An 11,705-nucleotide genomic window follows, 5' to 3' on the forward strand; every position below is an offset into this window, starting at 1 on the left:
CAGGGCGGAACGGGTCCCCGCCGACCGGGTATCGACTGCGGCTCCCACCGGTCGGCGGGAAGAGGTCACCTTGACGAACTGCCGCCTGTTGCCGGTCACAGCAATGTCGAGCGGCGGCAGTTCGCCTTTCGTGCGGGCGACTGGAAGAGAGGCTAGGCCTCGGAAGACATGGACACAACACTTGAAGCCAAACCGGTTAAGTTTAGTAGTTGTTCATCTCTCCCCGATGTCGCGGACGCCGTTCACGCCATTGTCCGAGGCCCATTACGGGCGGGGCGCCGCCACCCGCGGGGCCGGGTGGCCGATACCGGCCGACGCGGCGGCCGCGGCCCCGATGAGCCCGGCGTCGAGGGCGAGCCGGGCCGGCACGATCGGCACATCACGGGTGAAGTCGAGCACGGCATAGTGCGCCATGCGGCGGCGCAGGGGCGTGAAGAGGGTGTCACCGGCCTGGGCCACCCCGCCTCCGATCACCACGAGGTCCAGTTCGACGAGGGCGGTCGTCGCCGCGATCGCCGCCGCCAGCGCCTGCGCGGCGCGCTCGTACGCGGCTTGCGCGCGGACGTCCCCGGCCCTGGCCGCCGCGGCGACCGCCGCAGCGTCCGGCCTCACACCGGGCGGGGCGGTCCAGCCGGCGGCCCGGGCACGGGCCGCGATCGCTGTGCCGCTGGCCAGTTGCTCGACACAGCCCGGGGCGCCACAGGCGCAGAGGGGACCGTCCAGGTCCACCGTGATGTGGCCTATGTGGCCGGCGTTCCCCGAACGCCCGGGATGCAGGCGGCCGTCCAGCACGAGTCCGCCGCCCACGCCGGTCGACACCACCATGCACAGGGCGTTGTCCACCCCGCGGGCCGCGCCGAGCCAGTGTTCGGCCGCCGTCATCGCGACGGCGTCGCCGACCAGTACGGGACGGAGACCGAGCGGCGTCCGGGGATGCGCACGCACCCGCTCGACCAGCGGAAACCGGCGCCACGCCGGGATGTTGACCGGGCTCACCGTGCCTGCTGCCGTGTCGACCGGACCGGCACTCGCGATCCCGAGACAGGACAGCGCGCCCCATGCGAGATGCGACGCCAGCTCATCGAGCACGGCCGTCACGGCGCTCATCAGCTCTTCGGCCGGGCGCCGGGCCGGGGTCGGCCGCTCGGCCCGCACCAGCAGCCGGCCCTCCTCGTCCACGAGCGCGCCGGCGATCTTCGTGCCCCCGATGTCCAGTGCTCCGTACACCATCACGTTCGCCCTTTCATGGAGGGAGCGGATTCATCACTCCGGGGCGTTACTGTGCACGGGATTGACAACGTTGTCCAGTAAACGGTTTAGCAGAGCAATTGTTCAGTCAAGGACGGAAGTTGATTTTCGATCCCCGGCCCGGCCTGCTCGGCCACGGAGCGGCCGCACTGTCGGTTCCGGGTCCGTCAGCGGACCGGCTGGCCGACCCCCAGCATGTTGCCTTCGCTGTCACGGAACCAGGCGCCGAGCTCGCCCGTCGCGCCCTTGCTCGGATAGTTCCCCTGGACCTCGGCGATGCCGTCCACGGTCTTCAGGCCGGGCAGATCGACCTCTTCGAACACCACGCCGCGCCGCTTGAGTTCGCCCATGACGGCCCGGAGGTCGTCGACCTCCAACGCCATCTGGGTGAAGGTCCCGGGCGAAGCTCCCGCGGACCGGAACAGGGCGAAGTCCGCACCACCGCAACGGTAAAGGAGCCCACCCGGGCGCTCGTCGACGGGTTCGAGCCCGAGCTTCTCGGAGTAGAAGCGCCTCGCTCGCTCCAGGTCCTGCGCGGGCAGCCGAACGGCCACGCGCGCACTGTCGAGGATCCCCATGTCGCCTCCATCCATCGGTCCGGACACACCCTGGTAACGGGTCGTCAGGGCGGTGGGCAACGGGCAGGGGCGCACACCGCCGGGCATCCGGGTGACCCGGCGGCGAGACGGCCCACCCGGCGAATCAGCGGATCGGATCCGCGTCGTAGTCGTGCCGGGCCTGCTCGACCTTGTCCAGGTTGTCGGCGGCCCATTCGGCCAGGTGCGCGAAGAGCGGGGCGAGGCTGCGGCCGAGCTCGCTGATCTCGTACTCCACGCGAGGGGGGACCTCGGGATGGTAGGTGCGTACGACGAGGCCGTCGCGTTCCAGCTGCCTCAGCCGCTGGGTCAGCACCTTCGGAGTGATCCTGGCGATCCGTCGTTCCAGTTCGACGAATCGCTGCCGCCCGTAGGTGTGCAGGCTCCACAGGATCGGTGTGGTCCACCGGCTGAACACGATGTCGACGACCGGCGCGATCGGACAGGCCAGTGCGGGTTCGGTCTCGGAGGGCGGCCTCCAGGTCGCTTCGCGTGCCATGCACATCCCTCTCGGATAGCCACTTTCCCGTAGGTACCTACTATACCGGCGGTGTTAGCGTCCCGGCATCGCCCGGACAACAGGTCCGCGGCACCCGAATCGTTGTTCGGGAACCAGTAACCACACGGGAAATACAGGGGAGTTGTCATGATCGTAGTGACGGGGGCGACCGGTAATGTCGGCCGCTCGCTGGTAAAGGTCCTCGTGGCCGGCGGTGAGCGGGTGACCGCGACATCCCGGACCATCACGGGCGCCGACGTTCCGAAGGGCGTCCCGCACCGCGCGGCGGACCTGACCGACGCCGAGAGCCTGCGCTCCTTGGTCGACGGCGCCGACGCGCTCTTCCTTCAGAACGGCGGTGCGAGCGCGCACCTGCTGAACCCGTACGAGATCCTGGACGTCGCCAAGGCCGGTGGAGTCGGCCGGGTCGTCCTGCTGTCCTCCCAAGGAGTCGCGACCAGGCCGCAGTCGGCCTCGCACGGGGACACGGCGCGCACGATCGAGGACGCCGTGCGCGGGTCCGGCATGAGGTGGACGATCCTGAGGCCCGGCGGCTTCAACTCCAACGCCTACGCCTGGGCCGAGGCGGTCCGCGCGCACCGGAGCGTCGCCGCACCGTTCGGCGACGTCGGCCTGCCCACCGTCGACCCGGACGACATCGCCGAGGTCGCCGCCGTGGCGCTGCGCGAGGACGGACACGACGGACGTGTCTACGAGTTGACCGGGCCCGCACCGAGTACGCCCCGGCAGCGGGCCGCGGTGATCGGCGACGCACTCGGCGAACCGGTCCGGTTCATCGAGCAGACCCGCGAGGAGGCCCGCGAGGAGATGCTGCGGTTCATGCCCGAACCGGTGGTGGAGACGACCCTGGCCATCCTCGGCGAACCGACCGTCGCGGAACAGCGCGTCAGCCCTGATGTCGAGCGTGTTCTCGGCCGTGCGCCGCGTACCTTCGCCGAATGGTCACGGCGGTACGTCGCCGCCTTCCGATAGGGCTGCCGGGGCAGAGCCGTTGCTGCCGGCGCCCTGCCCTTCCGCGGGCGGGCGAACCGGCGGGCGACGTGGGGGCGCCGGGGCGGGCGAACCGGCAGCGGCGACGACGGCCCGCATGCCAGCCGGCCGGACGCAACTCGCTCCACCGGCACGGGCGGCGCGTCGGTGTCGCGGACCGCGTCGCCCGTGTCCGGCGGTCTATCGTGGACGCCATGTCCACCCTTGACCAGATCCGCATCGTCTCCCGCGACTCCCCCATGGCGCTCGCCCAGGTGGAGCGCGTCCGCGCCGAGCTGGCCGCGCTCCACCCCGGCATCAGGACCGTGGTCGTCCCGGTCAAGACCACCGGCGACAAGTGGATGGGCGACCTGTCCCTCGTCGAGGGAAAGGGGGCGTTCACCAAGGAGGTCGACGCCGCTCTGCTCGCGGGCGAGGCCGATCTCGCGGTGCACTGCGTCAAGGACGTCCCCGCGGACCGGCCCTTGCCGGCAGGGACGGTGTTCGCGGCGTTCCTCGAGCGCGACGACGTACGCGACGCACTGATCCACCCGGGCGGTCTGACGCTCGACGAGCTGCCCGAAGGCACCCGCATCGGCACCTCCTCCGTGCGTCGTACCGCCCAACTGGCCGTCTCCCACCCGCACCTGGAGTGCGTCCCGATGAGGGGCAACGCCAACCGGCGCCTGGAGAAGCTGGCCGCCGGCGACGCGGACGCGCTCCTCCTGGCCGTGTCGGGCCTGGAGCGCATCGGGCGCGCGGACGTGATCACGCAGACGCTCTCGACCGAGGTGATGTGCCCGCCGATCGGCGCGGGGGTCCTGGCCCTGCAGTGCCGGGAGGGCGACTCCGCGCTGATCGACACGGTGAGCGACCTGGGCCACCCCGGGACGCATCGGGAGGTCACGGCCGAGCGCATGTTCCTCCATGTGCTGCAAGGGCACTGCAACAGCCCCATCGCGGGTTACGCCCGGTGCGAGCGCAACGGTGAACTGTCTCTGCGGGCGAAGGTCTTCTCCCCCGACGGCAAGGTGATCCTCAACGCCCACGAGTGGGCCGGGCGCCTCGACCCGGCCACGCTGGGCACCTCGGTCGCGGTCGCACTGCTGCGCCAGGGCGCACGGGAACTGATCGACGGCATCCCCCACTGATCTCCTGTGCCTCTGCGCGCAGCCGAGATCCGGCAGATGCGTAAGAACCGTCCCCCACTGTTGGTGCACGGGCCCGCAATGCCACGCTCGCCGCCTCGTGTTCGCCTACGGCGAGACCCGGCGTGGCCGTTTCACCCGGACGGCGGGGCCGACCGCCTACACCTCCAGCAGGCAGCCGGGAGGGCAGTGGGGCAGCCGTGGTGTGGAGGGCGTGGTGACCAAGGAGGCGGATCAGCCGTAGCAGCCTGGTCGTCGCGGCTGGCGGAAGATCCGCCCCCGGATACGGCGGCAGAGGATCATCGCCGCGGTCACCGGCCTGCTCTCCCTCCGCAACAGCCTTCTCCTTGGCCGCTACACCACCGCAGGCCGGCTATAGCTCGTCACTCGCACCACGTCGCTCCGGCTCGCCCACCGGCGCGAGCCCGGCGCATTCCTGACCCTCCGGCACGGTCTGGGCATCCGTGGTGCACCATGCGGCTGACCACTCAGTGGGCAGCCGTGAACCGCTGGAATTCGGCGGTTCTGTGGCGCTCACCCGAGGACGGCAACCATCGTCCTCGACGGCCAGGAACACCAGGTCAAACTCGGCGCATGGATCTCGAACACCAAGTCGAGACGCGACAAGCTGAACGACGACCAGCGGGCCGCACTCGCCGAACTCGGAGTCGAGTGGGCATGACGAGAGAGCAAGCGCTCATCGCACACGGCCTCAATCCCCGAGGTGGAGGACTGACCCGGCGTGGGGTGATGCGGTCCGGTTCGAACGGTTCACCGCGATCGCTTGAGTGCGTTGGGTGTTGGTCAGGCCATTCGACGCGACATCGCATCTCACGAACCGCCGCCAGGGTTGCAGTACTCAACTTGCTGCGACACTCTGAAAAGAGAGGCTTGTTGGCTAGGTCCGGCGCCGCCCGATGTTGGCGGTCCCTTCCTCACCCTTCTCTCGATCCGAGCAGGGAGAGCAACATTCCGGCCGCAATATCGATCAACTCGCTGAGTCCAACGCGACCGTGCAGTCCCCGCCGCTGATTCACGGCACGGAACCAGGGTTGCTCCGCTAATCTCCGCGTAGCCCTCACCCTGATACTGGGCCTGAGACTACTCAACATTTCGGTGCACCCGCAACCGATTCTGCGAGAGGAGAATTCACCAAGGAACAGATACGCCTCCTGAAGGATCCTGATTTCGCCGATCAGGCGCCTACCCTGCTGGAGCCCCACCGCATCAAGGTCGAACAGGCTCGTGAACAGTTCCTGACCCAGGGCGCTGCGGAAGTCGAAGCAGCACAGGCCACCTTGCTGTCGCTCGGCGTTCCCCTCGGTCAGGGAGCCGTCGCGCTGGCGAGGGAGCGCTTCGACGACTGGAAGGTGACGCTTCAGGGGGCCAGCCAACGCACAGGTCGAATAGCAGACGGAGGATCCGCCATGGCTCTGGACGAACGCATTGCACTGACCCTCTACGACAGCATCTTCCAGGTGATCGGCGGCTCGGACCCGGATTCGGGACTTCCGTCGGCCTTCGACAGCGCCACCACCACCTTCGTGATGGCACAGCGGGGCATGGTGCTCAACGGCGCTGACTACCGCAACCCCTGGAGCCCAGGCAACACCGAGGGCAGCGTGCTCGCAGCCGCCACAACCGCGTCGCTGGTGGACCAAATACCGGGCCTCGGGCCGGTCTACGCGCCCATCGGCGGCACGGTCTCAGACGTCTACCGCAAGATCATCAAGGGCGTGCAGAATCACGAGCCGCCCCCCTCCCCCGAACTGGAGGCCAAACGCGACGAGCTGAAAAAGGTGCTCCTGGAGGAGGGCAAGGACGACGAGGGCCGTCCGATCCAAAAGCCCACGGCGCTGGCCGACGCAGAGGAAAAGGCGTTCAACAACTACCAGGACACCTACACCGCCTACGTGGGCGCATGGGCTGCGGCGCAGAAGGACCCGACGCTCAAGCCGATGTGGCCGATCGTGGGCGCACAGGCACTGCAGAAGCCGAAGCGGGCATTCGCCGACTGGGGCGCCGCAGGCCGGGACCAAGTCGAGTCCACCAAGGCCCAGCTGGCGACCCTCAACGAGGGCCAAGTGGCCCGCGCCTTCGACGACGCGCATTTCCGACTGAAGGCCTTCGAAGTCGTCAACGACCTCACGGAGACATTCCTGCGGACGAACATCACGCCCTCGGACTGGGCCAGCGCCGACGCGTCGAGCTGGCCCAGCTACCACTTCAACGAGTCGACGTTCGCCAGCGAGTTCACCACGGAGGCGACCGCATGGGGCGGCGGGGCCAATGTGCAGGTGGGTCTGTGGAGCTTCGGCGGCGGTGTGGAGCACTCCGACAGCCGCCAGGCGATGTCGCAGGACACCACGGACATCGGCGTCAGCTTTAAGTGGCGGGTCTGTCCGGTCTACCGCAAGTGGATGGACGCCTCTCTCTTCCGGCTACCCAAGTGGGGCCTGGGCTCGCTCGGCGGACCCGGCGTCATCTCCGGCGGACCGAACCCGCTGATGCCGCTGATCCCCATCGCGCTGGTGATCGTCCGTGACGTGGAGATCACCGCCGACTGGAGCCACCAGGACTCCGAGAAGATCACCGAGGCAACCAGCGGCTCGGCCAGCGTCGGCTGGGGTCCGTTCGCGGTGTCGGGCAACTACAGCCACAGCTCGTCAAGCGACAGGTTCTCGGCGAAGGCGTCGGACAAGGGATTCAAAGTGCCCGACATCCAAGTGCTGGGATTTGTGTGCCTGCGCGTCCCGGCGTGCCCGCCGATGTGACGGCGCCGCCCGGATCGGGACGGTGGCAGAGCGGTAAGGGGTGACAGTGGTGACAGGGACGACAGCACGGCCGGCGGCCGGTGATCAGCTCTTCGCACAGCTGGCGGGTCTGCTCGCGCCGCAAGGCGCCGGCGATGCCTCGGCGCTGGTGATCCTCGAACCGTCGGGCAAGGACGTGGCGTCCGCGGCAGCTGGCGGCGCGGGAACCCCGGCCGCCGCCGAAGCGCTGGCGGACCTCGCCAACACCGTTCCCGCGGCCGCCGCGACCTTCTTCGACACCGGCGGCACATACGACGACCTGTGGGACTTCGTGCTGCGCAGCGCTAGGCCGACCGGCCCGGGCGGCGATCCGGCGCGGGTCACGCTGGCAAACCTGGTCAACGACAACCGGGCAGACTTCGAGCTGATGGCCCGCGCCCGGCTTGGCTCCGCCGGCGATCTCTACCACCCGGTGCTCGCCGAACCCGCCGACTGGCTCAGCGAGGAAGGCTGGACCAGCGCGTCGTTCCGGGTCGGCGGCGAGGACCCCGACCCGGCGCCAGCCCCGGCCCCGGGCGTCCAGGTCCCTCATGTGCTCCCGGCTCTAGAGTGGCGGCTGATAGCCGCCCGTAAGGACGTCCAGCCGCAGCCGCTCTGGCAGGAGCCGGAGCTCGCGGCGGCCGACCGGATCCAGACGGAGGCGTTCGACAACCCGGACCGTATCGTGGACGTCACGGCGAAAGTGGCCCCGGCGGCGACCGACACACCGTCAGGCGTCGAGCTGTCGTTCCAGTACCGCGTCATCGGGCTGCAGCGCCCGTGGCTGCGCGCGCACCTGTGCGAGCTCGGAAGCTGGGCGATCCCCGGTCTGCCGGCCGGCGGGCTGTCCAACGGCATGCCGGAGGGCAATCCGGGGATTCTGCCGGTGCTTACCACGCGCATGTTGGTCGTGCGCAACCTGGTGGCGAAGGCGCACTGGAGCGACGCCGACCGCGCCCGCGCCGCGAGCGCCGAGACCCTTGCGCTCGGCCCTTTCACCCTCACCGGCGCGGCCGACGGCGACGGCTCTGAGCTGAGGCGCCCGGCACCGCAGGTGGTGGCCTGGCTCGCGGCCGTGCTGCCCGCCTGCCCGCCGCCGGGCGAGGTGAAAGACGCAACCACGCCCGCAGGCCTGGGCAGGGTGGTCTCGCGCGGGCCACTAACCGTCCGCAGCGACCACACCAGCAAGGCCGCCACCGTCGGCAGTCTCAACCCGGGCCAGACGGTAGCCCTGGCATGCAAGGCTCAGGGCGAGCCCGTCAATGGCAACACCGTCTGGTACCGGCTGGGGCAGGACCCACAGGGCTGGGCCACCGCGCGCTACATCAAGAATCTGGGCCCCGTCCCGCCGTGTCCCGCCGCATGACGGGCCCCTTGCGCCCCGACGGGCTCTGGGAGGTCAACCGACCGGGTAGTCGAATCGGGCGAAGCGGCGTCGGCTGCCCAGCCGTTGATGTTGAATGATGGAATGGTACAGCCGTGCTCGGCCAGGAGAGGCTGGACCTGGTGAACGGTAGTCGCGCAGCCGTACCTTGGCCGTCAGGGGATCCAGCACCGACTCCTATCGCCTCGCCACCACCCGCAGGAACCGACTGGGCCATCACCCGATCATCCCGCGACGAGGTTCTCCACAGGCTGGAGCCATCGCAGCAGTAGACGCGCACCGACCATTCGCATTGAGTGGGTGGAGTCCTTGCCGTTCTTGAACGGCGGCTGCTCAGGCGCTGGGATGGATCTGCCAGGTCCCGCCAGTCCTCCCTCCTACAAGGGACCCTGGCCTACCTCCCGCCTGAAGCCGCGAAGTGGTAACCATCACCTCGTCCAGCCCACTCAGGCGTGTTGCGGCCCACCGCTGAGTCCTGCCTGATGTCCCCGTCTCTGCAGCGCCGAAAGCGGCGCCGACCGCCTCGGACAACGTCCGCAGCCTCGCCCATTGGCAGACCGCCGAGCCGATGCGGCCCGACGGCGGCACCGTGGCCCTCACAGGCACACCCGCCCGGTACGGCCCCGTCGGCTGTGAACCACTCTCCGGCGATGTCGTCGGCTGCATCGGGCGATCTGATCGCCGAGCACGAATTCGTGCCCCCCTCGGACCTGCGAGGACGAGTGTCCCGGACTGTTCCGCGACCGCTGTGAGTCGTGGTTTCCCGGGCCGATGACGGCAGGGTGACGCTGCGCTGACAGCAGGTCCGTAGCCTGCAAATGAGGGAGCGGCTGCGTCGGCCGGCCTTCCGTGTCCGGTGGGCAGCAGGGCACAGGGCCGGCGTCGATTCGAAGGCCACGCAGCCACGCACCATTGAATCCGCGGAGGTCACCATGCCCATGTTGCTCATCAAGGGCTTCTACGACGTCAAGGGCTCGCAACCGGACGGGGACACGGTCCATTTCACGGCCGATGACCCCGCGGAGTGGAGCCTGGTCGGCGGTGGGCTGGGCCGCGCCGTCGAGCACAGCGTGGTGGGACGCGCGAAACTGCGGCTCGACGCGGTGGATGCGCTCGAGACGCACTACGGCGCGAACCGTGTCCACCAGCCGCTGCAGTTCGCCCACGCCGCACGCGACGAACTGTTGGGCTGGCTGGGCTTCACCGATGTCCAGCGCCGCCCTGACGAGAGCGTGACCGCCACCACCCCGGACACGGTCCCCGGGTTCGTGCTCACCCGCGGTGCCGATGTCCACGGCCGCTGCATCGCCCTGGCGGGGCGCGGCACACCTCCCGGGTCAAGTGGCCGGGAGATTGACGTCGACGTCACCGTGCTGAGGACGACGGTCAACCACCATCTGCTCACAACGGGTTTGGTGTACCCGACGTTCTACCGCAGCCTGTTCACCAGCCTGCGGGCGGAGATGGCCGACGCGGTCAGGGACGCCCGGGACGCGGGACGGGGCCTGTGGCCGAGCGATGTCACCACGACCGGGGCGAAGATCACCGGCCTGCCCTCGCTGACGGACGACGTCGTGCTTCTCCCCAAGCTTTTCCGCAGGCTGGTGGACTACCTCCAGCTCGGGACCATGCCGTTGGCGTGCTTCCCGGCATTTCTGGCCGGCGTCGGGGACCGCTTCTCCGTCCTGTCCACGGGCGAGCGGTGCAGGGGCCTGCACCGTGTCGTGGAGGCCACCAACGGCCAGACCGTGAGGATGACGCATGCCCCGGAGGACCTGCTCTTCGAGGATGCCTGACACCGTTCGTCCTCGGCGGAGCCGGCCGTACGAGGCGACGAGAAACCGGGAAGGAACGGCCACATGCCCTGGGGACTACGCGAAGCGGTGGGCCTGACGAACGAGGGCACCCAGTGCCCCAACCGCGCCTCCGATCAGCAGCAGGTCGCCGAACTCCTCGACGCGGTCGGACTGCCGGCCGGCGGGACCTCACTGGACACACTCCCGCCGATCGGTGACGGCCACGCCTCGTACGAGTTCTGCGAGGCCGTCCGGACCTTTCAGACGGTCCAGGACGGCCTCGTCGCCGACGCGCGGGTGGATGTGGGCGGGGGCACCTGGACCCGCCTGATGGAACTGGTCGATCCGGGCAGCGCCCCCGCCGAAGCGGGCACCCCGCTGCTCCTCGCCGTCTCCGACTACGAGGTCTTCGAGCTGCCGGAGAACGCCGCCCCCTGGCCTTCCCTGAGCTACACCCTCCGGGGGAAGGTCGCGGAATGGGACGGCCCCGGCATCCACATGGAGCTCTGGGTGAACGGCCCGTTGAAGGTGGCCTGGAGTCAGGAGGCGTACAACCTGGGCTGCGAAGTGTCCCCCGACTTCAAGGCCCTGGACACGGCCGTCGCCTCCGGCAGCGCCCGTGCCATCGGGGGCGTCGCCCTGGACCAGCTCTGCTCCCGGCTGCGCTCGGAGTCCAGGGAAGCCATCGGCTCACTGTTCGCCGCCGTCAGCATCAGCACCGGCCTCGACGGCACACCCCGGATCGGAGGCACCATCGGCGACGAGACGGCCTTTCTGCGCGTCGAGTTCGAACCGGTGGAACGCACGGTGATCTACACCGGCAGCGTGCGCGTCTTCAAGACGCACCCCGTCACCCAGGGTGAGGCCCAGATGTCCGGTGATCTCCAGGTGCAGCTGAGGATCACGACTCAGGCGGAGGAGTACGAGGCGAGCGTGGCGACAGCCGTGGCCGTCCTGGCGATCGGGGCCGTCTTCCTGGCCCCCACGGCCGCCTGGGTGGGCAGCGGGCTCTTCTCCGGCGTCGGCGCCGGCGTCAAGGAAGTCCTTGTCCGCGTCCCGCTCAGGGCATCTCTGTAAGCCGTCCCGGGGTCCTGGGCAGTTGGCTGTCCAGGACTTCGGCCACAGCTCAGGGGCAGATCCGGTGTGACCCGCGACCGTTGCCGTGAGGCGGCGGTGCCGCACGTCCCACAGCCGCAGTCTGCCGTCCCGGCTCGCCGTTGCCGGGGGGCTGCCGTCAGGGCCGACTCGCCCG

The 11,705-nt window shown here is 69.5% G+C and carries 9 protein-coding genes; 6 read left to right on the top strand and 3 right to left on the bottom strand.

The features are described from left to right. Positions 1 to 264: 264 nt before the first annotated feature. The 3 genes from ACIPJI_RS23470 to ACIPJI_RS23480 all read right to left on the bottom strand — a co-directional run bounded on the left by ACIPJI_RS23470 (position 265) and on the right by ACIPJI_RS23480 (position 2,349). The gene (locus ACIPJI_RS23470) at positions 265 to 1,230 is read right to left on the bottom strand and encodes an ROK family protein (RefSeq protein WP_356619306.1); all 966 of its coding nucleotides are present in this window, start codon (positions 1,228 to 1,230) and stop codon (positions 265 to 267) included. Between the two features lie 185 nt (positions 1,231 to 1,415). Next, positions 1,416 to 1,826 (bottom strand): VOC family protein, encoded by a 411-nt coding sequence (locus tag ACIPJI_RS23475; RefSeq protein WP_402248534.1) that lies wholly within the window; start codon positions 1,824 to 1,826, stop codon positions 1,416 to 1,418. A gap of 124 nt (positions 1,827 to 1,950) precedes the next feature. Continuing rightward, complete coding sequence (locus ACIPJI_RS23480) at positions 1,951 to 2,349, bottom strand: winged helix-turn-helix transcriptional regulator (protein WP_402248536.1); 399 nt, start codon at positions 2,347 to 2,349, stop codon at positions 1,951 to 1,953. A 141-nt stretch (positions 2,350 to 2,490) separates the two neighbouring features. Between ACIPJI_RS23480 and ACIPJI_RS23485 the strand changes: the two genes are divergently transcribed. The 6 genes from ACIPJI_RS23485 to ACIPJI_RS23510 all read left to right on the top strand — a co-directional run bounded on the left by ACIPJI_RS23485 (position 2,491) and on the right by ACIPJI_RS23510 (position 11,530). Then, positions 2,491 to 3,336, top strand: coding sequence for an NAD(P)H-binding protein (locus ACIPJI_RS23485; RefSeq protein WP_402248538.1), 846 nt, complete (start codon positions 2,491 to 2,493; stop codon positions 3,334 to 3,336). A gap of 212 nt (positions 3,337 to 3,548) precedes the next feature. Continuing rightward, the gene (gene hemC / locus ACIPJI_RS23490) at positions 3,549 to 4,484 is read left to right on the top strand and encodes a hydroxymethylbilane synthase (RefSeq protein WP_402248540.1); all 936 of its coding nucleotides are present in this window, start codon (positions 3,549 to 3,551) and stop codon (positions 4,482 to 4,484) included. Between the two features lie 1,424 nt (positions 4,485 to 5,908). After that, positions 5,909 to 7,255: a hypothetical protein gene (locus ACIPJI_RS23495; RefSeq protein WP_402248542.1), complete on the top strand. Its 1,347-nt coding sequence runs from the start codon at positions 5,909 to 5,911 to the stop codon at positions 7,253 to 7,255. A gap of 49 nt (positions 7,256 to 7,304) precedes the next feature. Next, complete coding sequence (locus ACIPJI_RS23500; protein ID WP_402248544.1) at positions 7,305 to 8,639, top strand: hypothetical protein; 1,335 nt, start codon at positions 7,305 to 7,307, stop codon at positions 8,637 to 8,639. A 950-nt stretch (positions 8,640 to 9,589) separates the two neighbouring features. Next, complete coding sequence (locus tag ACIPJI_RS23505) at positions 9,590 to 10,453, top strand: nuclease (RefSeq protein ID WP_356619289.1); 864 nt, start codon at positions 9,590 to 9,592, stop codon at positions 10,451 to 10,453. Between the two features lie 63 nt (positions 10,454 to 10,516). Beyond that, the gene (locus ACIPJI_RS23510; protein WP_402248546.1) at positions 10,517 to 11,530 is read left to right on the top strand and encodes a hypothetical protein; all 1,014 of its coding nucleotides are present in this window, start codon (positions 10,517 to 10,519) and stop codon (positions 11,528 to 11,530) included. The last annotated feature ends 175 nt before the right edge of the window (positions 11,531 to 11,705 follow it).

Source organism: Streptomyces sp. NPDC086835 (assembly GCF_044745705.1).
Taxonomy (GTDB): domain Bacteria; phylum Actinomycetota; class Actinomycetes; order Streptomycetales; family Streptomycetaceae; genus Streptomyces.